Genomic DNA, 25987 nt, shown 5'->3' with positions numbered 1-25987 from the left:
TAAACAGTAGTCTTTATTTTTATATGAAAGGAGCATAAGAATGCAACATTTCAGCTATGAATCATCCATAAAAATGAAAGAGATTTTTTATATGGAACCGGAGCCTTTTACGAAATATACAGATAAAGAGGTACTTGCTTATGCCCTTGGTGCCACTCTTTATATGCCTGCTATAAAAGCGAATATCGCAAAGGATATCATTAACAAAAAGTATCAAGAGCTTACTTCATTAGTGATTGATTTGGAAGACTCAGTTGCTGATTGTATAGTTGTGGATGCTGAAAACAAATTGCTGGAACATCTATCTATACTATCTGAGCATCTTGAGGAAAACAAAATAAGCATGGATGAACTGCCGCTTATTTTTATAAGAGTAAGGGACCCAATCCAAATGAGACGAATAACTAAGCTCATTAACGATTATTTGTACATACTGACAGGGTTTGTTTTTCCAAAATTCAATTATGAAAATGGGAAAGAATTTTTAGCAATCCTGGATGAAATCAATAAAAATAATAGCTTACTATATGGTATGCCTATATTGGAGTCAGCTGAAATTATTTATAAAGAAACCCGAATGGATGCTCTATTAAAAATAAAAGAATTATTGGACTCATATAAGAGCTATATATTAAACATCCGGATAGGAGCTACTGATTTTTCCGGTTTATTTGGTATACGAAGAAAAGTAGACACAACTATTTATGATGTGTCGGTGATAAGAGATTGTATCACGGATATTATCAATCTCTTTACCAGACAGGGTGATGAATATGTAGTTTCCGGACCAGTTTGGGAGTTCTTCTCAAAAGATAACCTTATCTTAAAACCAACACTGCGTGTAAGTCCTTTTCAAATAAGATATGGCGGCTCCGGTCTAGTAAAACAGACTGAATTAATCAATGAATATTTAGAGGGTTTAATTAACGAAGTCCTCCTGGATAAATTGAATGGAATTAACGGAAAAACCATTATACACCCTACTCATATTAAAGTAGTGCATTCTTTATACACTATTACACATGAAGAATATTTAGATGCTATAAGCATCATAGCGAACCGCGAAGGGAATGCAGGGGTTTTAAAAAGCTTGTATGAAAATAAAATGAATGAAATGAAACCTCATTATTATTGGGCGAAAAAAATCTTACTCCGAGCCAAGGTATTCGGTGTATATAATGTTGATCAAGATTTTACTAGTTTACTCTTAAATCAAGGACATGATGAACAAATTCTAGAGGTGAAATGAAATGACAGCAACGAGAGTGAATATAAGAGAAGTAACGCACCAAATACTGGATGATTTAACAGTTAGAATCGAAGTCTATGATAATCCATATGATTTCGAAACACATCATTTATTTAAAATGGCGACTCGCATTAATAAGAAACGTAATTTTTTATTCGTAAGTACGGTTTTAGGCAAACATCTGGCTGTTAGTCCTAAAATACCTCTACTGGTTGGTCATTTATTATCCCTGCGATATTTAGAAGTCGTCTACGGCAAGAAAGATTTGCGTGCAGAGGCAATTGCTGAGGCTATAAAAACTGGTGAAAACATTGAGGAATCCTTGCTTTTAGTTGAAGAGAATCCGATCAAACTACCAAAGCCACTAACCATTATCGGTTTTGCTGAGACGGCTACAGCATTGGGCCATGCGGTATTTAGTTCCTTTGATAAACATGCAAAATACATACACACAACAAGAGAAAAAATAGCTGAAATCCCTTCAATCATTAATTTTGAAGAAGAACATTCCCATGCCAGCAGCCATTATGTCTATTCAAGCGACCCTGCTTTTTTTGATAACGACGAAGAAATTGTATTAGTGGATGATGAAATAACGACGGGTAAAACAGCAATCAATATTATCCGAAAAATCCATTCTGTTTATCCATCAAAAAAGGTATTTACATTGATATCGATTTTGGATTGGCGCACAGCTGAGCATCGTTCACAATATCAGCAATTAGAAAGAGAATTAGGGATTACCATACATCCAGTGTCTTTAATGGATGGAACAATCTCGATTAATGGTCAACCTGATTTAAATCTAGAGGACCAACTTGCTGCTCCTAATCAAACTTCTGAGCAACACGTTTCATATATACCTATCCATCATTATTTTAAAGACCATCACTTTAATCAATTTACTTCTATTAATACTGATGAGTCCCTAAATGCTTCCCCTTATTCACAGGCTACAGGGAGATTTGGTCTGGATATAGAAGAAGAAAGAAGTTTTTCTCCTATTTTTGAAGAGATAGGCGGTATTTTAAAACAGCATCGCAAAGGTAAGAGGACCTTGGCTATAGGTACCGGGGAATTTATGTATATACCTATGATGATTGCTTCGTCCATGGGGAGTGAGGTTTACTTTCAATCTACTACTCGAAGTCCAATATACTCTTTAGAAAAGAGTGATTACCTAATTCATAATAAATTTACATTTGATAGTCCTGAAAATAAAGGGATCGTAAATTACTTATATAATATTGAAATCAATCGCTATGACGAGATATTTATATTTATTGAAAGAAACTCATCTCATGAATCAGTAAATTCCATACTCTCCGCATTAAAACAAACCGGAATTAATTTCATTACTGTCATCACTATGACGGAAATGAACCAGTAAGGAATTCATATCAAACATTTCCTTTCTAATTGGACTAGAACAGTTAGATATAAAATATAGTTTCATGCTTTTTAGGTAGTTACTGCTCCACAATACAACCAGGAGGGATTTTATGCTTAAACCAAAACTCATACCGGATCAAATGGGAAGCTACAAAGAAGATGATGCCATCTTTTTATTAAGAGATATAAGTGATTACGTTTTTGAAACGAAAACGGAAGAAAGAGAAAATTTGATCCAATCCGGTATACATTATTCAGAAATGCTCCCTATCGAATATCATCCTCCAAAAGAATATATAAATTTATTTCATGATACTTTAAAAAAATATTCTGAGCGTCTAGCTGTGGCGATTGGAACAGTAGCCGAACAGATTATTGAACGTAAAGGAATGGATAACTTAGTTTTAGTCAGCTTAGCAAGAGCTGGAACACCCATTGGAGTGTTGATTAAACGTTATTACGCTTATAAATATCAAATCAATGTTCCTCACTATTCTATATCTATCATTCGTGGCAGAGGCATTGATGAGGCAGCTATTGATTATATTTTTGAGCAGCATTCTCATGCGAACATTCAGGTAATAGACGGTTGGACAGGCAAAGGAGCTATTACGTTTGAATTAGCTGAAGCATGCGAGAAATATAATTCAACGCACTCGAATTATATTGATCCTTCATTGGCCGTGCTAGCCGATCCAGGGCATTGTGTAGATATATATGGAACAAGAGATGACTTTTTAATTCCGTCCGCTTGTTTAAACTCTACGGTATCAGGCTTAGTAAGTCGTACTGTATTAAACTATGAATTCATGAGTAAGGATGACTTTCATGGTGCAAAGTTTTATAAAGAATTAGCGGACGCAGATTTATCGAATTTTTATGTAGATACAATCAGCGAAAATTTTGGAAAAGTAGAAGAGCAAGTGAAACAATCCTTGGAACAATTACGTCAAGAAGATAAAACACCTACGTGGCTCGGGATGGATTCTATTGAAAGAATTCAAAACATCTACAATATTAGCAATACACATTTTATCAAACCAGGTGTTGGAGAAACAACACGAGTTTTATTGCGAAGGATCCCCTGGAAAATCCTAATCAACCCTAATCATTCGAATGATTTATCACATATTTTGTTCTTGGCTAAAGAGCGAAATGTACCGGTTGAGGAATTCAGGGATATGTCCTATACATGCTGCGGAATTATAAAAGAGGTATAAGGGAAGGGATTACTATTATTTTATTTACATCCGATTTAGACAGAACCTTAATCTATTCAAAAAATATGATGGACAAATACCCCATCGATAATCAAATAACACCAGTTGAATTTAAAGATGATCAGGTTATTACCTATATGTCTCAAACTTCAATTGACCTTTTACAACAATTTAATCAACAACATCTATTTGTACCAGTAACGACAAGAGCACTATATCAATATGAGAGAATTGAAGTATTTCAACAGAAAATAAAGCCTAAATATGCGATTGTGAGCAATGGCGGAACCATTTTAGTAGATGGAAAACCTGACTCTGAATGGGACAATTTTATTAAAAACCATCTTTCTGTTACATCACTTCCACATCATGACATGCTAAATACTTTCGCAAAAATCCGTCATGATTCCTGGGTTGAGCGTGAGTTTTATATCGATTCCTTGTTCTATATGTACCATGTAAATAAAGATACCTTACCACATCATGAACTGCTATCCTTTGAAGATGAATTAAACAAAATCGGATGGAGAACATTTTTGCATGGAAGAAAACTCTATATACTGCCAAGTAATTTAAATAAAGTTTTTGCAGTGGAGCATTTAAAAAAGCGGCTGGACTATGATATTCACACTGCTGCCGGGGATTCCCTTATGGATTATGATATGATCGCGATTGCCGATAAAGGATATAGTCTAAAGCATGGAGAGCTTTACGATGTCAAACCGAACGATCCAAAAATAAACTGGTTAAAAGGTAAAGGAGCAGCTTCCACAGAGGATTTAATTAAAAATCTTCTGAGCCTGTAAGAAAGCTGTAACTCGGTGGGAGTAAGAGTATAAAGTACTATCCCACTGGGTTACTGCTCATCTTTCAATTGTTTTTAGCAATTATATTTTTAACTGAATATCAATCCCTATAAATCATCTATGTAATTGACCGGAAATATCATAGATTTTTTAGTTTATAGAAAAATGGACTAATTACGAGCGTATAATATTCTCCCAAAGTTATATTTTTTGTAAAAAAAGAGCAGGTATTCCAAAACTCTTAGCGAAACTGTAAAAAAATAGATATATAATATTAATGTACGAATCATCTTAGAGAAAGGAGTTTAATTATTGAATTACATAAAAATAGAACCTTTATTAAACAAATCTACAACAGAATGGTTAGAGTTATTTCTTTCTTCTATTCGTACAAGACCATCCTATCATTTAGATGAATCAACTTTTCGTTTTCAAAGAATCAGTCTCCGAGTATTAGGTATTCCGCTCGACGAAGATGAATACTTTAACTCTTTATACGACATGCACCAAAAACCTTTTATACATGTGTTAAGTGAAGAATTGGATAAAACAATCGATAATCAGGTCTTCCAAACTATACAGGATGTTTTAAACTTACATCGGACAGAAAATAAAGGATTATCAATTAAACGATTGATAGCCATTTTTTATGGTAAAAACTTAATACCTAAGCATACGGATTCTACCATTAACAGGCATGTACAAATATCAATCATTAAAGTGGTTGAACATTTTAAAGATAAACAGAAGAGCGGGTTGCTCTCACCTGAATTCCGCAGATTTATCATCGATATGATTAAGTGGCTTAAAAATCATTGGGAAAAATGGTCTAAAGACCTCCAAATAGGTTCAGATTTTCCGAAAGTCGTTTGGTATGGAGATCTATCCTTAAGTCAGCAATATTTTTTATTACTGCTCATGGAATTTGGATGTGATGTTTTAATTTTGCATCCAGCCGGGACAGACTTTTTTAGCGATCTTGATCAGCAAAATGAATTTTCACTACCCTATGTATATACAAATAAAGGGAAGCTGGAACCATTCCCTACGAAAGAACGAGAGCGGCAAACGACTGTAGCATATCGAGCCAACAAACAGCTTGAAATCATGTTAAATGATCATGAGTCTGGTATTTATAAACCTTGGCAATTTAGAAATTTCAAGCCTTCATCTACAACATTAAGAATGACCTATGATGATGTATTTATATATGCAAAAGAAAAAGCAATGATTAGGCCTCAATTTAAAATTGATAAGGATCGAGTAATCATTCCTGTCATATTCACAAAAATCAATGGAGTTTTACGAGATCGAGCGGATTATTGGTCTAAAATGAAGGGTCTCAAGGATTCTTCACTCTCGAAAAACATTCGCGAATTTCCTTTCACGACAAAGACAAAAGCCAATTATCATTTTCACTTTCAGCATTCCTTAGATAAAGATGGTGCACTGTCACCCGAAAAAATGCTCGCAGGAAATTGGTGGAGATATGGACATTTGCCGATTGAGCTGCAAAGGGCCATCGCCTGGACGATTAAAGAGTACTGTGAACATCCTAAATTACTAAAGCTGAATCATGAAACAGAATATGATTTGCAATTATTTTTATTTAAACAAGCGAGTTTGATTCCTGAAGATTTTCTGAAACAATTACAACAATTCGATTATTCTCAAGATGTGCCCAGAATCGTTCTATACAATATGGGAACTAACAGTACATTTACCCGTGAGGATGCAGCACTGCTGCTGTTTTTAAATGAATTTGGTGTGGATATTGTGTTATACAATCCAGCAGGACAAACCGATATAGAGAATTTTGTAGACCCATCTCATTACGATACCCATTGGCTAGAAGATATTGTTTTTGAACAAGAAATTCCAGACTTTCAGCAAGAAGAAAAATCATTCATTAAAAAGATTATTAAAAGAATATTTTAACTGATATCTAAAAGACTGAATCAACAAATATTCCAATGATTGGGGAAATAACTAATGGTAAATGAATTACAGATTAAACAAAATACAGATTTGACAGAACAGTCTGCTAATGAAGTTAGAATGCAGCTGCGCAATGAAGCACAGGTTCTTCAAATTGTAGAAAATATGGATCTTCGAAATCAAAATGAATTATTATCACTTGGGAGAGCACCCGCAGAACGACTTTCTCAGTTTTCAGACAGAATATTAAACACCATGGCACTTTCAAAAATTGATGAATCCGGTGAATTATTAATTCAATTAGAGAAATTAATGAAACGATTTGATAAAAACGAAATCATGAAAGAACCTAATTTCATCGCAAAACTATTTAAAAAAGCGAAGGTGACCACGGAAGCTCTCTTTAAAAAATATCAAACATTAGGTGGAGAGCTTGATAAAATTCATAGAGAATTTGCGATGATTGAGGATGAATTAAAGCGGACAAATCAAAACCTCGAAGGTTTATATGAAGAAGATATTGAATATTATTTCGAATTAGAAAAATATGTAGTAGCTGCTGAAATGAAATTAGAGGAAGTAAATCAGACGTTAATCCCTGAATGCGAACAACGAGTAAATTCAGGCAATCAAATGGCTCGGATGGAGCTGGAAAATCTTCGTACAGTCAAAGAATTATTAGAAAGAAAAATAGATGATTTAGAAAAAGCCCGTATGGTAGCTGTTATTGCCGCTCCACAGATTAAAACCATGCAACGTGGAAATAATGATTTAGTTGCAAAGATTAATAGTGCCTTTGTTACAACCATTCCGATTTTTAAAATGGGCATTATTAATACGGTCAGTGCAAAACGTCAAAAAGTACATTCAGATTCATTGAATGCATTTGAAGATCGCACGAATCAAATGTTAAAGGATGTCACTAGCGATATTATGAATCAAAGCATTGAGATTGCTCAGCGTTCCGGTAGCTCTAGTATTAAAATGGATACCATTGAAAATATGTGGGATACGATTGTTAAAGGAATAGATGAATATAAAAAGGTTAAAGAAGAACAGTCCATGCAACGGATTGAAGATAAAAAACGTTTGGAAACGATTAGAGAGGATGCGAAACGCGTCCTATCCCAATCCTAACCGATTACCCCTATCTATAGTGAAGATAGGGTTTTTTTTATATTCTATATCACCAATTGGCTGGTAATTCGAGTGAATATTAGCTTTTTTATCGATTCATTTGAAATATCGACTTAATATGATTCTTTTTCTATCTAAAATTTGTAAATTAAAATATAATTAATTTATGTAAATAAAATACAAATAAGGAAGGTGTAATACAATGGTTAACTTAAATAAAATTGAATTAAAGAAAAAAGGACAAAATATCAATCTAACAAAAAGTACGAATCAATCACTCGGAGAACTGCTCGTAAACCTAAATTGGAATCAAAAAAGTGCTCCTAAATCCGGTGGATTCATGTCTGCTTTATTCGGTAAGTCTAATAATGTCGACCTTGATCTTGGTTGTTTATTTGAAATGAAAAATGGAGAAAAAGGCTGTGTCCAAGCTCTTGGCAATGCTTTTGGCAATTATAACGCAAGACCTTTTATAAAATTGGATGCTGATGATCGTACGGGAAGTGCCATAGGCGGAGAAAATCTTCGGATTAACGGAGATAAAGTCACCGAAATCAAGCGAATTTTAGTATATGCATTTATATATCAAGGAGTAGCTAATTGGTCTCAGGCAGACGGTGTCGTAACTCTTAAGTATCCTGGAGGTTCCGATGTAGAAGTAAAACTAGATGAACATCTGAACGGGAAAAATATGTGTGCAATAGCAATGATAGAAAATGTTAACAACGAAACATTCAAGGTGGAAAGACTAGTAGAGTACTTTAAGGGTCATCAGGATATGGATCGTGCTTTTAATTGGGGTATGAACTGGGTAAGTGGTTCAAAATAAAAGATTGTACCACAGATAGCAATTTAAAAAATAACAAGGGAGAGTTACGGATGCAGCCGATCTTATTAAAAAAGAATATTGCTAAAGTTGTTTTAGAGAAGAAGAAATTACAAGGCGTTGTAGCCAGAGTAGGAGTTGTGTTAGACATATCAGGTTCTATGCGAGCTTTATACCGTGACGGGGTTGTCCAGGAACAGTAGAGAGAATCCTGGCTGTAGCAAGCCAATTTAATGATAACGGTTCATTGGATGTATGGGTCTATGACAATGAATTTTCCAGGCTGCCTGTTGTTACAGAAAAGGATATTGTCAATTATGTCAATGATAAGATAGTAAATAATCAGTCCATACATAAGTTTGGAAGAAATGACGAACCACAAGTTATGAAAGATGTTATACATAAATATATGAAAGAAGAACCAGCAGATGAGCCCGTCTTTTTAGTTTTTATTAATGATGGCGGATGTAAATCAGGTATTAAAAAGATCATCGCAAATTCTTCAAAAATGCCGATTTTCTGGCAGATTGTAGGTATAGGTGATTCTAATTTTGATGTGTTAAGAAAGTTGGATACAATGGAAGGCCGATTTGTGGATAATGCAAATTTCTTTCATCTGAATAATTTGGAAGATGTGTCCGATGAAGAATTGTACGATCAATTATTAAACGAATTTCCACAATGGTTAGATGAAGCAAAGCAAAAAGGGATCTTAAGATAATTCACTCAAAAGCTCTATATTTCTTTAACAAGGATTAATTTCTACAATCTCTTTTTAATTGATACCACAAAAACACAAACGTTATTAGTTTTTAATGTGTTTCCGTTCGTATTTAGAGAAGCTAAGTGCGATGGCTCCACCGAGCGGACACTCACAAAATAGTGATAAACACGAACATTGGCTATTTTCTTTATAAAAGTTCGAAAAATTAGAGATTATGACTGTATTTTTTACAAAATGCTATTTTTAATTAACAGAACATATGTTCGAACCTTGTTTTGCAGTCTGTTAGATTTTAAATAGAATCATTATATCTCTTCCTAATGCATAGAATCGTATAATTCGTGGTATTAACCTATATAGTCAGATATAAATTATATACGGGTGATCTATATTGACAAAACAGACAAGTGACGATTGCAGATTAGGCAATTTTGAAAAAGAATATGAGCTCCCACCCGGGACCATTCGAAATCGTAATGGCAGGGATACACGCAGTAATAAGAAAATCGGGACGATACGAAAAGAATCGGATCACCACAAAAAGAAATAAAAGAAAATCACAATCTACAAACATATCGTTTTAACGGATCAGTAACTTGAGAGAGCTATTCATTTTCATATACTACGTGTAAAAGGAGATTGATGATGGCAAAAACGACACTGAAATCAAAAGCAACTTTAATTAATAATGTACAGGTCGAGGTCGAAGCTAGGGGACACAAGGTGACAATTGATGAACCGGAAAGAGCAGGAGGAACAGATCTTGGAATGAACCCATTAGAACTGCTTCTATCATCACTCGGTGCTTGTCAAACCATTATGGCTCAAAGTTATGCGGATAAAATGGGAATTCAATACGATCATTTAGTAATCGAGCTTGAAGGTGATTTAGATACGGGCGGTTACAAGGGAAAACCAGGTGCAAAAGTTGGTTTAGAGGAGATTCGTTATATCGTCCATATGGACTCGAATGAGCCTCAAGAAAAAATCGAGGAATTTATCCATTATATAGAGGCGCATTGCCCAGCTCTTGATACCTTAATCAATCCAACCAAGGTTGTATCAAAAGGCGTTAAGGTCACACAAACAAAATAAAATTTTACACCGTCGCGGTATTAGTGACGGTTTTTATTTATATAGAGACAAAAAACCCAACTTACTTAGAAGTCGGGTCGTTTGATATTTAGTCTTTACTTAGTTCCATTTCTCTTAATTGTACATGACGAATCTTTCCTGAAGTCGTTTTTGGTAGCGACTCGGTAAATTCAATGCTTCTGGGATATTTATAGGGAGCTGTTAATGTTTTTACAAAACTCTGAAGCTCTGCAATCAGTTCTTTTTCTGAATGCTGTTTATAAGATTCTGTTAGGACGATAAAGGATTTAACAATATTTCCTCTAATCGCATCAGGACTTCCTATAACTGCACATTCCTTCACGGCAGGATGCTTGATTAAAGCATCTTCCACCTCAAACGGCCCAATTGTATACCCGGAGCTAATAATGATATCGTCACTTCGACCCTCAAACCAAAAGAATCCTTCTTTATCTTTTGAAGCTCGGTCACCTGTAATAAAGTATTCACCTTTTCTTTGGGAAAGTGTGCGTTCCGGATCTTTATAATATTCTTTAAAGAGAGCAGGTGTACTAAGATGAACGCCTATATTACCAACTTCTCCTGCTTGGCACAGCTGCCCATTTTCATCGACAATTTCTACTATATTTCCTGGCGTAGCTTTACCCATGGAACCAGGCTTATTTGGAATATCTTTTAATTGGCCGATTAATAAAGTACTCTCGGTTTGTCCATAACCATTGCGAATCGTTACATTAAACTGATTGTAAAAAGCATTTATTACCTCTGTATTTAGTGCTTCGCCAGCGGAAATTGCACTATGGAGATAAGGTAATTTGTACGTATGTAGATTTTCACTTTTTACAATTAAACGATATTCAGTAGGTGTGCAGCAGAAAACATTTATTCGATACTTATCCAGCAAAGCTAAAAAGGTATCAGCATTGAATTTTCCATTATACACGAAGCCGGTTGCTCCTGTTCCAAGTACGGATAGGAAGGGACTCCACACCCATTTTTGCCAACCAGGAGCGGCTGTTGCCCACACTAGGTCATTTTCACTGATAGACATCCAATTCTTTGCAGCTGTTTTCAAATGAGCATAGCCCCAGGCGTGAGTATGTACAACTGCTTTTGGATTGCCTGTTGTGCCGGAAGTATAGGATAACAAAGCAATATCATCCCTAGTGGTGTTGGCAGCTTTAAATTGAGAGGAAGCTGTTTTCACTTTTTCATCTAGTGAAATCCATTGATCTTTAACATCGCCGACACTGAATTTAATCAGCTTATCAGAGTCAGGAACCGCATCAATTTCAGCTGTGAATTTTTCATAACAGACTACCGCTCGGGCTTCAGCATGCTGGATTCTAAAAGCCAAATCTTTTGCACGGAGCATTTCTGAGCATGGAATAAGGACAATACCGGATTTCAATGCTGCCATATAAATGGCATAAGCCTCGATTATACGAGGAACAATCACCAGTATTTTATCTCCCATTTGTAACCTCGCTTCAGCAAATACATTTCCTATTTTATTTGCTTCTTCGACTAATTGTTTATATGTAATTGATCTAGTCAGACCATCCTGATTCTCCCACTTTAGAGCCAATTTCTCTGAATCATTGGCATAACGCTCAATTTCCGTTGTTAAATTATAGACATGAGGAGCTATTAATTCTTCTCTTTTCATAAAAAAAATCCTCCTAAAATACGAATCAAGTATATGATACCTGTTGTCATATGTAACTTTTAGTATCAGGTATTAAAAACAATTTTAGCTATTTTTTGCTGACAAGTAAAGGAAAGAGAATAGGAATTATTATTGTAACGGCTTACAAGATTGGTATAGCAGAAGAATAAAATTAAACAAAGTTTAATAGGAGAGGACATAAATGCAGCATCGTTATTTTATTTTTTATAGATTGTTTGAAATAAAATTAGACTTCCCATCTGATAGAATCGAAAGTATTACGGTGGAATAATAGGTTTTAACTTAGGAAGATGATTCGTGTAAAGGCATGTAGAATTCTATATACGTGAAAATGGTAACTCTATCAACTTTTAATTAAACAACTATAAATCGACAAAATAATGATTCCAAGCCCGCTATACTTATACTAGTTAATAAGCAAAGGGGATGTTAGAGTGTTTATTTTTGAGCAATTACGTGAACATGCACAAACAAAACCCAGCAGCGTGATTACCTCATTTAAGGGGAAAGAAACAACCTACTCAGATTTTTATCAAAAAGCACAAAACCTAGCAGGATTCTTTCAGCAAAAAGGATATCAAAAAGAGGATATCATAGCTCTTTACTTATATAATTCGGACACCTTTTTAATTGCTTATTACGCTTGTCAGCTAGGTGGATTTTCTGTATTGCCAATCAACACAAAGCTTGCAGCTCCAGAAGTGGAGTATATTATGCGGCATTCAGAAGCTAAGGCCCTTATCTATGATGCTCGTTTAAATCCTATACTAGAAAAAATAAGTCCTACTGTGGAACAGTTTAAGGATATTCTTGAAACTGGCGAAAAAAATACCATAGAGTCAGTTTTAGAGGATCATTCTATCCCTTTCCGGCAAGAGCACATAGACAAAGAAGATACTGCAGTCATATTCTATACATCTGGAACTACAGGTAAACCAAAGGGTGTATGTTTATCAGCGGACAATGTAAGGGCTATTGCTGAAATCTGGGCACAGTCACTAGAAACAACTTCACAGGATCGTACACTTATCGTCACTCCTTTATTTCACTGTGCAGCCAGTCATTGCTTTTCTATCCCAACAATCGTAAACGGCGGTACAGTCATCATTGAAGAAGCTTTTATAATCGAACAAACTTTAAAAGCATTGGAAAGGGAAAAAGTCACGATCTTTTTTGGAGTTCCCGCCATTTATAGTACGTTATTAAATGCACCTCAAATGAAAAAGACTGATTTATCTCTTCTACGGTTATTTACATACGGAGCGGCCCCTATGCCATATGAGCTCGTTAAACGATTAAAGACCTCTTATCCAAATGTAAAGGTTCAAAACCTATATGGGCAAACAGAAAACTCTCCAGGGGCAACAACTCTAAAAGATCATTATGCACTAGAAAAAATCGGTTCAGTTGGAGAGCCTTTACCTTATACACAGGTTCGCGTCGTAGGTGAAGATGGAGAGGACGTTCCTCCTTTTGCTGTCGGAGAAATCATTGTTAAAGGTCCACAAGTAATGAAAGGGTATTTAAAAAATGAAGAAGCAACTCGCATGACACTCAGAAACGGATGGTTGTATAGCGGAGATTTGGGTCGGTTAGATGAGAACGGATTGTTATATATTGTTGATCGAAAAAAAGATATGCTCATTCGTGGAGGGGAAAATATATATCCAGTTGAAATTGAAGAGGTTTTATATCAATTGGATGAAATATTAGAAGCAGCTGTAGTGGGTATTCCTCATCCTGTTTATGGAGAAGTTCCAAAGGCATTTATAGTGCTAAAAGAGGGACGACATCTATCGGCTGAGCATATTCAAACCTACTGTCAACAAAATCTCGCGAAATATAAAGCTCCTGAGACAATTATCTTTGTAGAAGAATTACCACGAAATGCGAGCGGGAAAGTACTCAAACATACTTTGCGAGATAATGCTGTGAAGGCATAGGAAGACGCCTATTTAAATTAGGTGATTAATGGTTGCTCAGCAATTCAAAAAAATCTCTCAGTCAAAGTACTGTGAGATTTTTTGCTGTTATTCGAGTAAAAGAACCTGTAAAGCTGACTGAATAGTAATTAAATATACATAGTATACTTATCACCTTTTTCATAATTAACGTTACTTGCCATTATCATATGAGAAATAGCTTTATCGATAAGTATTTGTAGAATTTTGCTGAATTTTCAGATATAAATAAGATTGATTAATCATTTTAGGAAATTTAATATTATAATGTAGACAGACAATATATTCATACCTATGACAGAATACGTGAATATCTTTTAAAAATAATTTATATCCAGAGGAGGAAATATGAGTAACCAAAATGTTTTGCAGGCATTTTTGAAGGAAAAAGGTGTTCATTGCCCGTATCAAATTTGGTTATCAAGTCCTGAAACTTCAGATTCTATTTTAATTGAGGGCGGGGAACATTTAGGTGTTTTTGAGCCAGCGCATATAGACTTAATGGATTTTATATCTACTCAGGAAGTTAAGGAACATAAAACATATCTTTATTTCAAATATCCTAATCAATACATAGTATCCGTTTGCTTATCTGAATCAACAAAGTTTGACGATAAAGAAATGGATTTAATGTATTATTTTCTTTATCCGATATACAGTGAGTATGCTTTACATGCAAACCGATATAAGATTGATAAAATCATAGAGAGTATCTGTCAGACTACTTCTTTGTTAGATATTGAAGAAATATTTTCTGCGATATTAAAAAATACGATGGAAGTCATTCCAACCGCTGACTTAGGTACTTTGTGGTTATATGACCGGCAATTAGATCGTATAGTTTGTAAGACTTCAGTTGGCCATGTTATGGATGGACTTTGGAAAATGAAGTATAAAATTGGAGAAGGATCTATTGGACAAATGTTCATGAATGGAACTCCAGAGCTCGTGAAGGATACTTCTAAGCTTTTATTAAAGATGGCTACTGTTTCTCCAGAAAATAATCAGTACTGGGATTCTACCTACGACTTTCCCCGGCATGTCAAATCGTTAATTTCAGCTCCAATAGCTGTTGATGGCGAAATTGAGTGTGCTATGATCCTTGGTCAGGTTAAATCAAGTAAGAGTCTAACAGAACAAGATTTACACTTGATGCAAGGCTTTTCTTCTCAGATTGGTGTAGCACTTAAAAATGCAAAGTTGTTCACCGATATCAAAAATCAAAATCAGCTTCTTCTCAAACGAGATGACATCCATTCCACACTAACAAATCTATCTTTACAGAATATGGGGGCAAAAAAAGTAATTCGTGAGCTAAACAGAATAATCGGGAAAAAATTAATATTTGTAGACCTAATCGAAAATAGCTGTATACCTGAAAGAAAAAAACTGCCCTATTCTTATACGTATCAAAAACTTTATCATAGGATTACGAACATGGAAGATGGTTTGCCATACACAATGATTACATCTGAGCAGGAGTCTCACTGTCTATATCCAATCCGTACGGAAAATTTAATTCTTGGCTGTCTTATTATCGAAATAAAGGAACCCTTAAGTCAGCTAGACCATATCGCATTAGAACAGGGATATTCTGTCCTTGCACTTGAACTGGTTAAGAAAAAGAATTTAGTCGAGTTTTATTACAAAAACCGTCGAGAGTTATATTATCAATTGCTGCAGAGCAAAGATTCCACTACATTATTGTCAAAGGCAACCGAATTAGGAATTAAGGAAGATGAGGAGTTTTTTTCAGTAATCCTTCAGTATATAGGAAATCAGGACGAGGAAGTGCTAGACACCTATATACATCGTTTAGTGGCTCAGGTAAAAAAAGAATTACCCTTTTATATTCAAACTATTTTCGGTGACCATAATAAAGCAATCGTACTCTTCCGCCTTCCCGATCCCAAATCATACCCTTACATTCTGCAGATTTTAGAACAAACCATTGTGATGTGGAATGAGGAGGAAAAGGGCAGATTACTCTGCGGAGGTATCAGTTCATCTTATAGCGATTTATCCCTAATAGCAAAATCTCATAATGAGGCGGAGATGGCCCTCTCATATCTTGTTTCAAAGGAAGTTCCTGATATCATAGAGTACTCCAAAATTGGACTGAACAGGCTATTTCTCAATCAAGACAAAGAAGAAATAAACCGTTTCCTGCAGGAGGTATTTGAACCCTTACAGACACCACATCATTCAGCCAGCAAACTCGAAGAAACAATGATTACTTACTTTGAATTGAATCGTTCTGCATCACAAACGGCTAATAAATTGTATATCCATATCAATACACTTTACCAAAGATTAAAGAAGATTGAAGATTGTCTTGGTATCTCGTTTGAAGATGCAGAGGATATTTTACGCCTTCAACTAGCCTGTTATCTTAAGAAATCACTTAACCAAGCTTCCTAGCCTCAAAGTACGACAATTTTTATCGTTATTATTGATATTTAAAATAAAAACCTCATATTTTCATATACGAGAAGGCATTGCCTTCTCTTTGTTTAGATAACTTTCTTCTACATTACCTCCTTCTCCAGCAAAAACAAGTATATAATCTTCAATTCATTACAAAGAAATTATGTGAAAACCTACATTGTATTCAAAAATCTATGTTACTAAAATACAAATTATAGTTGTTATGTTTGAGGAGCTTGATGATTGCCGAAGGAGGATGATGAAATGGATTTTTCTTTTACAAAAAAAGAGGAAGAATACCGTCGAACATTAAGGATATGGTTAGAGGAAAATCTACCTGAGGGTTGGATAGAAGGTAAACGAGATCTGCCAGAAAACGAAGAAGAACAAGCTCAATTTTTGAGGAACTGGCAGAAGAAAATGAATGATGGCGGTTGGGTTGCCATCGCTTGGCCAGAAAAATATGGCGGTCAAAGTGCCTCGGTTATAGAAGAGATCATCTATCATCAGGAAATGGTTAGAGCAGGAGCTCCGCATCTTATTAATTATATTGGAATCCATATGGTTGGACCGACATTAATGGATATTGGAACGGAAGAGCAAAGAGAAAAATTTATCCCCAAAATACTTAATGCTGAGGAAGTATGGTGTCAGGGTTATTCTGAACCAAATGCCGGGTCTGACTTATCTGCATTGAAAACGAGTGCTGTAAAACAGGGCGACAAATGGATTGTCAATGGACAAAAAGTGTGGACGAGTTATGGGCATTTGGCAGACCGTTGTTTTCTACTTGCGAGAACCTCCAATTTAGAAAAGAAGCATAAAGGAATCACAGTATTTCTAGTAGATATGAAACAACCAGGTGTTGAAGTACGTCCCATTATTCAAATGAATGGAAAGCATGATTTTAATGAGGTCTATTTCAATGATGCTGTTGCTTATGATGAAGAAATTGTTGGCGAAATTGATGAGGGCTGGAAGGTAATGATTAATTTAATGCTCCATGAACGAACTGGAATTGGCGCACAAATATTCACTCTGGAGAAGCAATTTTCTGATTTAGTGTTGTTAACGAATGAACTGAAGGAAAATGGCCAGCCGCTCATAAAAGACCCGTTTACACGACAAAAAATGGTTGAGCTCTATACTCGCTGTCGAGGTGTACTTTTAACCTATTATCGCAATATTACTACCTCTATGAAAAGAGGCTATCCTGGTGCAGAAAGCTCGATGGATAAATTAATGAGCAGCGAATTAACAAAGGATTTGTTTGAGTTTGCTGTATCCATTCAGGGTCATGAGGGTGTTTTATGGAAAGAAGATGCACTGGCCAATCCTTTTTGGCAATTAGAATATTTATCTTCCTTTGGAGTTACGATTGGCGGAGGTACAAGCGAAGTACAGAGAAATACGATTGGTGAAAGATTATTGGGATTGCCTAAGGATTTACGTTAATGAAACGGAGGTGCAATAAAAATGGATTTTTCTTTAAGTGAAGAACAGGAAATGTTTCGAGGATCGGTCCGAAAATATTTAGATGGCGCAGGGCAAACAAAGATTGCTCGGGAGATGGCGAAAAATAATATGAAGCTACTCACCAAGACATGGAAGGGTCTAGCACAATTGGGCTGTATGGGAATCACCGTGAAAGAAGAATATGGAGGCGCAGAATTAACTACAGTTGATCAAGTTCCTGTACTCGAAGAATTAGGACGTGCATTATTACCAGGATTGTATTTAGAAACCGTCGCATTTGCAGCACCGATGATTGAAAAGTTTGGTACAGCCGAACAAAAAGAAAAATACTTACCAGGAATTGCAGACGGTTCAAGAACCATTTCACTTGCATGGTTAGAGCCAGGAAAGAGTTTTAACCTGAATGATATTCAAATGACAGCAAAATATGATGAAGACACGATGATTCTTAACGGGTCTAAAACATTAGTTCCTGAAGGCAATCTGGCAGATACATATCTTGTGCTAGTTCGCTCTGAATCAGAAACGGATGGAAAAGGTATTTCTTTTGTCCTTGTAGATAGAAATGATGATGGTGTAGATTATCGAGTACTTCAATCAATGGATGAAACTCGTCATCTGACAGAAGTTAACTTTAAAAATGTAATCGTTTCCAATTCTCGAATTCTAGGTGAATTGAATAGAGGTGAGGACGCCATTGAGGAAGGACTTTTATATCTGAACGCCGCCCTTGCTTCAATGATGGTTGGAGGCATGGATAAAATCGTAGAAATGTGTGCCGAATATGCAAAAATCCGTGTTCAATTTGGCCAGCCAATCGGACGTTTTCAAGCGATAAAGCATCGAATTGCAGATATGAAACTGGATTTGGAGACGGCAAGATCGTTAAGTTACTACGCTGTTTGGGCTTTGGATGAAAAGGCAGAAGATGCAGCAGTGGCAGTTAATAGTGCTCGGGCATTTATTACAGAAGCGTATCTTCGTTTAGCGGGACATGGGATTCAGATTCATGGAGGCATAGGAGTAACAGAGGAAATTGACTGTCATCTGTATTTAAAAAGAGCTCAATACTATCAAACATATCTGGGAAATTCAAGATTATATAGAGAAAAGGCAGCTACAGCTCTTAATTGGTAGATTTTCAGCCTAAACCATCTTTAAAAACAGGAAGGGATGAGTAAGTATGCCTGTAATCCATGAACTAAAAGAATATAAAAATATTATCAACGGTAACGCAGTTCCGTCAACAACCGGTGAATTTATTGAAAGTATAAATCCCTCTACAGGTATTGCTTGGGCTAGGATACCGAGAAGCACGATAGAAGACGTAGAATATACAATTCAAGCTGCCCGCGGTGCATTTCCTAATTGGGCTGAACTTCCACCATTACAACGTGCTGAATTATTAAGGCAAATCGGCGATCGACTTACTGATTATGCTGAAGAATTAGCAACTCTGGAAACAAAGGACAATGGATGGGTCATAAGCAACACAAGCTATACGCTTATCACTTCATTAAAACAAATTTGGTATGATGCAGCCGGGCTTTGTAATTATGCAAGCAGAGGCGATACCATTCCAAAGGGACCAACAACGTTTGGTTATACGTATCGTGAACCTCTGGGAGTGGTAGTAGGGATAACACCATGGAATGCCCCTCTATTTACATTCACCATGAAAGCCGCCTATGCTTTGGCAGCAGGCAATACAGTTATTATTAAACCTTCTGAGCATGCGTCAGTTTCTTCCTTACGCTACGGAGAAATTTTGGCATCCATCTTACCTCCAGGTGTCATAAATGTCTTATCTGGATATGGAACCGAAATCGGTGATGCTTTAGTAAGCAATAAGGAAATAAATAAAATCAGTCTTACTGGCTCTAAAGCTACTGCAAGCGCAATTACCAGGGCAACTGTAAATAATCCTAAACCATTTATCTTTGAATTAGGCGGTAAATCTCCAAATATTATTTTTGAGGATGCAGACCTAGATAAAGTAATGGAAAGATTATTGCCTTATTCCATTTTTACCGGCAACGCAGGACAAATATGTGTGGCTGGATCCAGGATATTAATTCAGAAGTCCATTTTTGAAGAAGTTGTAAAAGGATTCAAGCAGGCTATGGAATCCGTGAAGCTTGGAAATACGTTAGATATGCAGACAACGATGGGCCCAATCGGTAATCTATCACAATATAAAAAAGTGACTTCCTATATAGAGCTTGGAGAAAAAGAAGGAGAAATTATTGCAGGTGGGAAATCTGGCGGTAATGTCTTATTACATGGAGATCAGGAGTTAGAAAACGGATATTGGGTAGAGCCAACACTAATAAAGGTGGATAACCACCGTCATCGTGTATGCCAGGAAGAAATCTTTGGGCCCGTAGCAGTGGTCATACCATTTGAAACAGAAGAAGAAGCTATAGCCATTGCTAATGATACGGATTTTGGTTTGGCAGCAGGAATCTGGACGACTGGTCTAGCCCGTGCAAAGCGATTAATAAGCAAGATAGATGCAGGAAATGTATGGGTGAATACGTATTCTCAGGTTGGCATTGATTTACCCTTTGGAGGATTTAAAGACAGTGGTTTTGGCACAGATTCGTTTATAGAATACACCAGGGAAAAAGCATGTGTAATAGAAATTGGATAAAAATATATCCCACTAAAGTAGACATCTATTAAGTTATGCTTACCTATTCTAATACCAATTGGAGTTGATAAAAATGTTTAATTGGTCAGATGAACGAATTTTTGATCCAGATATGCCAAGGACTATTGATTATCCTAATTTGCCGGTAGGAGCGATTTTAAAAGGAAGCGCCAGCCGTTTTGGGAACCGAACCGCTTTTATTTATCGTGATACTCATATTAGCTATGAACAGGTTTACCGTGATTCTCTTATGTTTGCTTATTCATTAAAAAAGCTTGGCGTAGAAAAAGGTACAGTCATTTCAGTTCATTTACCAACGTGCCCTCAATATATTGTTGCTTATTATGGAATTGTTTTATCCGGTGCTATATATTCACCAATTAATCCTTATTTTCCAAAAGATGATGTCCGGTTTCAGCTTCAGGATTCGGATACTGAAATTATTATCACTCATGAATCAACAGTGAATGATATACAAGGTATGCAAGCAAACTTAAATTTAAAGAAGGTAATTGTGACTGGAGACCAGGAAATGTTTTCATATAGTAATCCAGTAGATGTAAAGGATTACGGAGCGGATTGGTATAGCTTAGCGGATTTGATTACTTCAGGTGTAGATGAGGAATTTGATCCAGGTATTGATCCAAAAAATGATCTTGTCCATATTGCGTATACGGGTGGAACAACAGGTAGACCTAAAGGTGTTATGATTACACATTCTAATTTGATTAGCAGTTTTCTGCAGACGGCAGCCTGGACGGCTGGATTATTGCCAAGAATTACAGACAATAATGGACTTGAAGTTGTACGAGTGGAGAAAGATATTGACAAATACCTAGCTAAATATCCGTGTTTGACAGAGGAAGCCATTTCACTCAGTCCTTCACCTTTGTTTCATATTTCCGGTGTTTATTCTTGTATGGCATATCCAATGTTAGTAGGATACACTGTCGTTCTCATTGATCGTTTTAAACCGACTACATTTCTTGAATATATTGAAAAATATCAAGTGACACATGTGAGCGGTTCTCCAGCTATGTGGAATGGCTTATTCGGTCATCCAGACATACATAATTATGATTTTTCATCTGTAAAGAATGCCGGATCCGGTTCCGCCCCATTAGTACAAGAGGAAATGAAACTATTAGCAAAAACATTCCCAAATGCCAAGATTGGAGAAGGCTATGGACAAACAGAAGCGACAGCAACGATCACGAATACTGTTATGTTGTGGTCTGGATTGCAAAAGATTGGAACAGTTGGACATCCACTTTTTGATACAGAAGTGAAAATCATCCCTGCAGATGGCAGCAGCGACGAACCATTACCTGTAGGATCCACAGGTGAAATATGTGCAAAAGGTCCACAAATTATGAAGGGATATTATAATAAGCCCATCGAAACAGATGAAGCGCTTAGAGATGGCTGGCTCCATACAGGAGATATCGGAATGCTGGACGAAGATGGATTCATCACCATCGTTGACCGCAAAAAAGATATGTTGATTTATAAAGGTTATAACGTCTATCCAAGCAGGCTTGAGGATGCGCTATTTAAGCATCCTGCGGTAAGCAACGCCACCGTAATCGGCAAACCTTCAGCAGGTGTGGGAGAAATCCCAAAGGCATTTGTTATTCTCAAGCCGGGAGCAACAGCAACTGTTGAAGAACTTATCGATTTTGTTAATCAGGAAGTCGTTCACTATGCAAAAATACGAGAATTGGAGATTGTTGAAGTATTTCCTGTATCACCAGCAGGTAAAATTCTTAAACGAATACTGCGTGAGAAAGAATTAAAGACAATAAATAGCCCAATATAAATAAATCATTTTATTATTTCAGGAGATTTATAAGACTACTTTATAGATTGAATCATTCTATAGAGTAGTTATTAATTTGTTAGATAAATATAAACTTTTATCATTCAACTACAGCACAATGTGGTTTGTCCATGTAACGCTATCTACTATTGTAGTGTAGAACATTACAAGACTATGTGGATATTTATGTTGAAACCTACATTGATGCTACTTGTATATTATCTTAAAATTTGCATAAACAATCGTCATTTTTACACATAAAGCCTATTAATGGGAGGCAAAGCTATGGAGCTTGATAAAAGTATAATTGGTTTAGAAGGAAGCACTTTTTCAGTTGAGGTAGAAAAGCGACATATTCGTCAATTTGCGGATGCTATAGGAGATTCTAATCCTTTATATACGGACGAAGCATACGCTAAAAACACATTTTATGAGGGAATTATTGCTCCTCCAACCTTCTTAATTGCCTTAAGCAGTGAAGGAAATCATCTTCCTCTAAAACTAGACGAAAAGCGGATGCTTCATGGAGAGCAGGAGTTTATCTATTATCGTTCAATTCGGCTGGGTGATCGACTCATTTGTAAAAGCAAGGTAGCGGATTTATACGAAAAAGACGGAAACAGCGGTAAAATGCAATTTCTTGTCCTTGATACCGAATTTAAAGACGAGAGCGGAGAGATGGTAGCCATCAGCCGTATGAATATCATTTATCGAGCTGCTTTATGAAAAGATAGGGGGTCAAATGGATGGAGATACAATATCAGGATTTAAGAGCGGGACAAGCGCTTCCTGTCTTAAAAAAATCGCCCATTACAAAGGTTCAATTAGTCAAATATGCCGGTGCATCCGGCGATTTCAACCCGCTACATACTGACGATGAGTTTGCGCAAAAGATTGGCATGAATGGTGTGATTGCTCACGGAATGCTAATTATGGGCTTTTTAGGCCAATACATTATGGAGCTTGCAGGCACCACAGCTGAAATTAAACAGTTTAAGATGCGATTTGGGGCGATGACAATTCCAGGTGACTTAATAACATGTTCCTCAACTGTAGAAAAAATCTATGAGGAAGATGGCCTGAGAATGGCAGATTTGAATTTAATAGCTGAAAAGGAATCCGGATCAGTTGTTGGTTCTGGTAAAGCCACTTTAAAATTTCGTTAACTTGTACAGGAAAAGGAGGCATTAATGTGGGGGATATAAGCAATCGCTATGCCATTGTAGGAATTGGAGAGAGTGAACGGTCAAGAAAATCAGGAACCACACCACTCCATATGGCTTTAGTAGCTGCACGGAATGCATTGCAGGATGCTGGGCTTGAAGCTAAAGAAATTGATGGAGTTATGAGCTATAGTACTGGTGATTCCTGCTCTTCACACCAGCTGGCAACTTATTTGGGGATACGCCCCAGTTATGTTAATGACGTCATGGGTGGCGGAAGCTCGACTGAAATGTTAATTGCAGATGCAGTTGGATTAATAGAAGCAGGCTTAGTAAAAACCGTATTAATTTGGAGATCTATGAATGGTTCTTCCGGAAAAAAGGTCGGACGAGGATATGATCCTGACATGATCCAGGAAGCAATTGATGGAGGAAGCTTCATTATTCCGTATGGTTCCGCAAGTCCATCTCAGTGGTTTGGAATGTTTGCTACAAGGCATATGTATGAAACAGGGATTACACGTGAACATCTGGGCCATGTTTGTGTAGATTTTTATGAACATGCCCAACGAAACCCTAAAGCATTCCTAAACGGACATCCATTAACAATGGAGGAATATATGGAAACGCCATACATTAGCTATCCATTTACTAAACACGATTGCTGTGTTGAATTGGATGAAGCGAATGCGATCATTGTTACGTCAGCTGAAAGGGCTAAAGATTGTAAGTCCAAACCAGTTTATATTATGGGAATTTCAGCAAGAGAATGTCATCCACATGCCCACTATTGGTCCGATTTGACTCAGGTAGCATCAGATTATGTCGCTCCACAATTATATAAATCAGCTGGTGTACAGCCATCAGATATTCAAGTAGCCTCCATATATGACTGCTTTAGCTGGGTTGTGCTTCGTCAGCTCGAAGCCTTTGGGTTTGCTCCACGTGGAGAAGTGGGGGATTTCGTTGCTGCAGGAAACTTGAGGATAGGAGGAAGCCTTCCTACCAATACAGCAGGGGGAATGCTTTCAGAAGGCTATACTCATGGAATGAATAATGTACTTGAGATCGTTAGGCAAATTCGTCACGAGTACAAAGGAACTGATCGTCAAGTTGAGAATTGTGAAATCGGAATCTGTACAGGTTGGGCGGGTCCAGATATAGCCGGTGCTATGATTCTTAGAAATTAGGAGGGATATAAAATGGCCTATCAAAAACCCATTCCACTAAAAAACCAGGATAACAAGCCTTACTGGGATTCGGCAGATAAACATGAACTTTCCATCCAGAAATGTGATTCCTGTCATAAATATCAACATCCTCCTGGTCCAGCCTGCTCAAAATGCGGCAGTCCTAAACTGAGTTGGGACTCATTCGGTAACGAAGTCTACGGAACTATTTATTCCTATATCATTTCCTATCGACCATTTCTGCCTGGTTTCCAGGACGATCTGCCGACTGTTATTGCTCAGGTCGAACTAGAAGGACTGCCTGAAATTAAAATAACAGGTAATGTTTTAAACTGTAATCCTGACGAAGTAAAGATTGGCATGGACGTCCAAATGTTTTGGCAGGATATCAACGAGGAACGAGCTCTTCCTCAGTGGAAATTGAGGTAAATAATAAATTGTTAGACTGAAACCATGATTCTTTGGCAGCAAAGAGTTATGGTTTTTGTGTTTCTTACTATAATAAAATTATTGTTTAAATCTGGGATATATTAGTAGCTAAACAGTGACATTCTAATCAAGTATTTAGTTCTAAGGTATCTTTTGTTGGCAATTTGAACACAATTCTATAAAGTATAATATAAGGATATAAAAAAACAGCAAAAGGAAGAACTCTTTGTTATTTTTAAACAAAAGTCATCAGTCCCTTTTATAGTTGAAAAAGATTAAGTTAAATAGTAAGTCGAACTTCTAAATGAGAGGGGAAAGATGAAAATTTATGTGGATGCAGATGCTTGTCCAGTGAAAGATATTATTATTTCTGAAGCAAGCGATTTTGAAATACAGGTTATCCTTGTTACAAGCTTTTCTCATTTTTCTAATGCAGAACAGCCATCAGGAGTGAAAACCATTTATGTTGATTCTGGAGCAGATGCTGCAGATTTTCGAATTGTGAAGTTAGTGGAAAAAGGAGATATTATCGTTACGCAAGATTATGGTCTTGCATCACTAGGTTTAGCAAAAGGAATTATCGTCCTCCACCATAAAGGTTTTAGATATACAAATGAAAATATTGACCAATTATTACAAACACGTTATTTAAGTGCAATGGCTAGAAAAGGTGGACAGCGAACAAAAGGACCAAAGCCTTTTACAGCTGAAGACCGGGAGCAATTTAGGTATCTTTTTAAACAGGTTATTTCTGTTAAAAATTAGGCTAAACTCAGAGATTTAAAAAGGAGA

20 protein-coding genes and 2 pseudogenes are annotated in these 25987 nt (G+C 36.4%); 21 read left to right on the top strand and 1 reads right to left on the bottom strand.

Going from position 1 to position 25987, the window contains the following annotated elements:
- Positions 1–40 precede the first annotated feature (40 nt).
- From AC4G3O_RS00710 to AC4G3O_RS00665, 10 genes and pseudogenes are all read left to right on the top strand, one after another.
- Positions 41–1249 carry an HpcH/HpaI aldolase/citrate lyase family protein gene (locus AC4G3O_RS00710; RefSeq protein WP_491135664.1) on the top strand — a complete coding sequence of 403 codons (1209 nt, stop codon included), beginning with the start codon at positions 41–43 and terminating at the stop codon, positions 1247–1249.
- Between the two features lies 1 nt (position 1250).
- Entirely contained in the window at positions 1251–2639 is a 1389-nt protein-coding gene (locus AC4G3O_RS00705; RefSeq protein WP_491135663.1) for a phosphoribosyltransferase family protein, read from the top strand.
- A gap of 112 nt (positions 2640–2751) precedes the next feature.
- Positions 2752–3861, top strand: a complete 1110-nt coding sequence (locus tag AC4G3O_RS00700) for a cysteine protease StiP family protein (protein ID WP_491135662.1) — start codon at positions 2752–2754, stop codon at positions 3859–3861.
- Positions 3834–4667, top strand: a complete 834-nt coding sequence (locus tag AC4G3O_RS00695; RefSeq protein WP_491135661.1) for an HAD family hydrolase — start codon at positions 3834–3836, stop codon at positions 4665–4667. The genes AC4G3O_RS00700 and AC4G3O_RS00695 overlap by 28 nt, the downstream gene beginning before the upstream one ends.
- Positions 4668–4979: 312 nt before the next feature.
- The gene (locus AC4G3O_RS00690; RefSeq protein WP_491135660.1) at positions 4980–6605 is read left to right on the top strand and encodes a YceG family protein; all 1626 of its coding nucleotides are present in this window, start codon (positions 4980–4982) and stop codon (positions 6603–6605) included.
- A 54-nt stretch (positions 6606–6659) separates the two neighbouring features.
- Entirely contained in the window at positions 6660–7742 is a 1083-nt protein-coding gene (locus AC4G3O_RS00685) for a toxic anion resistance protein (RefSeq protein ID WP_139891928.1), read from the top strand.
- Between the two features lie 205 nt (positions 7743–7947).
- A pseudogene (locus AC4G3O_RS00680) lies at positions 7948–8571 on the top strand (TerD family protein); the annotation flags it as partial.
- A gap of 50 nt (positions 8572–8621) precedes the next feature.
- Positions 8622–9289 (top strand): annotated as a pseudogene (locus tag AC4G3O_RS00675) (vWA domain-containing protein).
- 394 nt (positions 9290–9683) lie between these two features.
- Positions 9684–9842: a hypothetical protein gene (locus tag AC4G3O_RS00670; protein WP_490557957.1), complete on the top strand. Its 159-nt coding sequence runs from the start codon at positions 9684–9686 to the stop codon at positions 9840–9842.
- A gap of 95 nt (positions 9843–9937) precedes the next feature.
- Positions 9938–10387: an OsmC family protein gene (locus AC4G3O_RS00665; protein ID WP_491135659.1), complete on the top strand. Its 450-nt coding sequence runs from the start codon at positions 9938–9940 to the stop codon at positions 10385–10387.
- An 88-nt stretch (positions 10388–10475) separates the two neighbouring features.
- Here AC4G3O_RS00665 and mbcS read toward each other — a convergent pair whose 3' ends face one another.
- A complete protein-coding gene (mbcS, locus tag AC4G3O_RS00660; RefSeq protein WP_491135658.1) occupies positions 10476–12056 on the bottom strand; it encodes an acyl-CoA synthetase MbcS in 1581 nt (526 codons plus the stop codon).
- 455 nt (positions 12057–12511) lie between these two features.
- On the opposite strand from mbcS, the gene AC4G3O_RS00655 reads away from it, so the two are divergent.
- The 11 genes from AC4G3O_RS00655 to AC4G3O_RS00605 all read left to right on the top strand — a co-directional run bounded on the left by AC4G3O_RS00655 (position 12512) and on the right by AC4G3O_RS00605 (position 25960).
- Positions 12512–14020: a class I adenylate-forming enzyme family protein gene (locus tag AC4G3O_RS00655; protein WP_491135657.1), complete on the top strand. Its 1509-nt coding sequence runs from the start codon at positions 12512–12514 to the stop codon at positions 14018–14020.
- 366 nt (positions 14021–14386) lie between these two features.
- Entirely contained in the window at positions 14387–16459 is a 2073-nt protein-coding gene (locus tag AC4G3O_RS00650; RefSeq protein ID WP_491135656.1) for a helix-turn-helix domain-containing protein, read from the top strand.
- Positions 16460–16729: 270 nt separating this feature from the next.
- Positions 16730–17920, top strand: coding sequence for an acyl-CoA dehydrogenase family protein (locus AC4G3O_RS00645; RefSeq protein WP_491135655.1), 1191 nt, complete (start codon positions 16730–16732; stop codon positions 17918–17920).
- Positions 17921–17941: 21 nt separating this feature from the next.
- Positions 17942–19078, top strand: coding sequence for an acyl-CoA dehydrogenase family protein (locus AC4G3O_RS00640; protein WP_148629721.1), 1137 nt, complete (start codon positions 17942–17944; stop codon positions 19076–19078).
- A 46-nt stretch (positions 19079–19124) separates the two neighbouring features.
- Complete coding sequence (locus AC4G3O_RS00635) at positions 19125–20594, top strand: aldehyde dehydrogenase family protein (RefSeq protein ID WP_491135654.1); 1470 nt, start codon at positions 19125–19127, stop codon at positions 20592–20594.
- 73 nt (positions 20595–20667) lie between these two features.
- A complete protein-coding gene (locus tag AC4G3O_RS00630; RefSeq protein WP_491135653.1) occupies positions 20668–22413 on the top strand; it encodes a class I adenylate-forming enzyme family protein in 1746 nt (581 codons plus the stop codon).
- Between the two features lie 285 nt (positions 22414–22698).
- Positions 22699–23139: a MaoC family dehydratase N-terminal domain-containing protein gene (locus AC4G3O_RS00625; RefSeq protein ID WP_140461460.1), complete on the top strand. Its 441-nt coding sequence runs from the start codon at positions 22699–22701 to the stop codon at positions 23137–23139.
- Between the two features lie 20 nt (positions 23140–23159).
- Complete coding sequence (locus AC4G3O_RS00620) at positions 23160–23579, top strand: MaoC/PaaZ C-terminal domain-containing protein (protein WP_491135652.1); 420 nt, start codon at positions 23160–23162, stop codon at positions 23577–23579.
- 26 nt (positions 23580–23605) lie between these two features.
- On the top strand, positions 23606–24766 hold the full coding sequence (locus AC4G3O_RS00615; protein ID WP_066103804.1) for a thiolase C-terminal domain-containing protein: 1161 nt from the start codon (positions 23606–23608) through the stop codon (positions 24764–24766).
- 12 nt (positions 24767–24778) lie between these two features.
- The gene (locus tag AC4G3O_RS00610; protein WP_066103806.1) at positions 24779–25195 is read left to right on the top strand and encodes a Zn-ribbon domain-containing OB-fold protein; all 417 of its coding nucleotides are present in this window, start codon (positions 24779–24781) and stop codon (positions 25193–25195) included.
- Between the two features lie 318 nt (positions 25196–25513).
- Positions 25514–25960, top strand: coding sequence for a YaiI/YqxD family protein (locus AC4G3O_RS00605; RefSeq protein ID WP_491135651.1), 447 nt, complete (start codon positions 25514–25516; stop codon positions 25958–25960).
- The last annotated feature ends 27 nt before the right edge of the window (positions 25961–25987 follow it).

The sequence above is a fragment of the Bacillus sp. z14 (2026) genome (assembly GCF_058313575.1).
Note: the sequence above shows the minus strand (reverse complement) of the source record. Positions and strands in the feature narration are given on the sequence as shown.

What these genes read in the sequence shown, in the direction of transcription:
- AC4G3O_RS00710 (WP_491135664.1), top strand. Translation starts at nt 41, where the DNA reads ATGCAACATTTCAGCTATGAATCATCCATAAAAATGAAAGAGATTTTT.
- AC4G3O_RS00705 (WP_491135663.1), top strand. Translation starts at nt 1,251, where the DNA reads ATGACAGCAACGAGAGTGAATATAAGAGAAGTAACGCACCAAATACTG.
- AC4G3O_RS00700 (WP_491135662.1), top strand. Translation starts at nt 2,752, where the DNA reads ATGCTTAAACCAAAACTCATACCGGATCAAATGGGAAGCTACAAAGAA.
- AC4G3O_RS00695 (WP_491135661.1), top strand. Translation starts at nt 3,834, where the DNA reads ATGCTGCGGAATTATAAAAGAGGTATAAGGGAAGGGATTACTATTATT.
- AC4G3O_RS00685 (WP_139891928.1), top strand. Translation starts at nt 6,660, where the DNA reads ATGGTAAATGAATTACAGATTAAACAAAATACAGATTTGACAGAACAG.
- AC4G3O_RS00665 (WP_491135659.1), top strand. Translation starts at nt 9,938, where the DNA reads ATGGCAAAAACGACACTGAAATCAAAAGCAACTTTAATTAATAATGTA.
- mbcS (WP_491135658.1), bottom strand. Translation starts at nt 12,056, where the DNA reads ATGAAAAGAGAAGAATTAATAGCTCCTCATGTCTATAATTTAACAACG.
- AC4G3O_RS00650 (WP_491135656.1), top strand. Translation starts at nt 14,387, where the DNA reads ATGAGTAACCAAAATGTTTTGCAGGCATTTTTGAAGGAAAAAGGTGTT.
- AC4G3O_RS00645 (WP_491135655.1), top strand. Translation starts at nt 16,730, where the DNA reads ATGGATTTTTCTTTTACAAAAAAAGAGGAAGAATACCGTCGAACATTA.
- AC4G3O_RS00640 (WP_148629721.1), top strand. Translation starts at nt 17,942, where the DNA reads ATGGATTTTTCTTTAAGTGAAGAACAGGAAATGTTTCGAGGATCGGTC.
- AC4G3O_RS00635 (WP_491135654.1), top strand. Translation starts at nt 19,125, where the DNA reads ATGCCTGTAATCCATGAACTAAAAGAATATAAAAATATTATCAACGGT.
- AC4G3O_RS00630 (WP_491135653.1), top strand. Translation starts at nt 20,668, where the DNA reads ATGTTTAATTGGTCAGATGAACGAATTTTTGATCCAGATATGCCAAGG.
- AC4G3O_RS00625 (WP_140461460.1), top strand. Translation starts at nt 22,699, where the DNA reads ATGGAGCTTGATAAAAGTATAATTGGTTTAGAAGGAAGCACTTTTTCA.
- AC4G3O_RS00620 (WP_491135652.1), top strand. Translation starts at nt 23,160, where the DNA reads ATGGAGATACAATATCAGGATTTAAGAGCGGGACAAGCGCTTCCTGTC.
- AC4G3O_RS00610 (WP_066103806.1), top strand. Translation starts at nt 24,779, where the DNA reads ATGGCCTATCAAAAACCCATTCCACTAAAAAACCAGGATAACAAGCCT.
- AC4G3O_RS00605 (WP_491135651.1), top strand. Translation starts at nt 25,514, where the DNA reads ATGAAAATTTATGTGGATGCAGATGCTTGTCCAGTGAAAGATATTATT.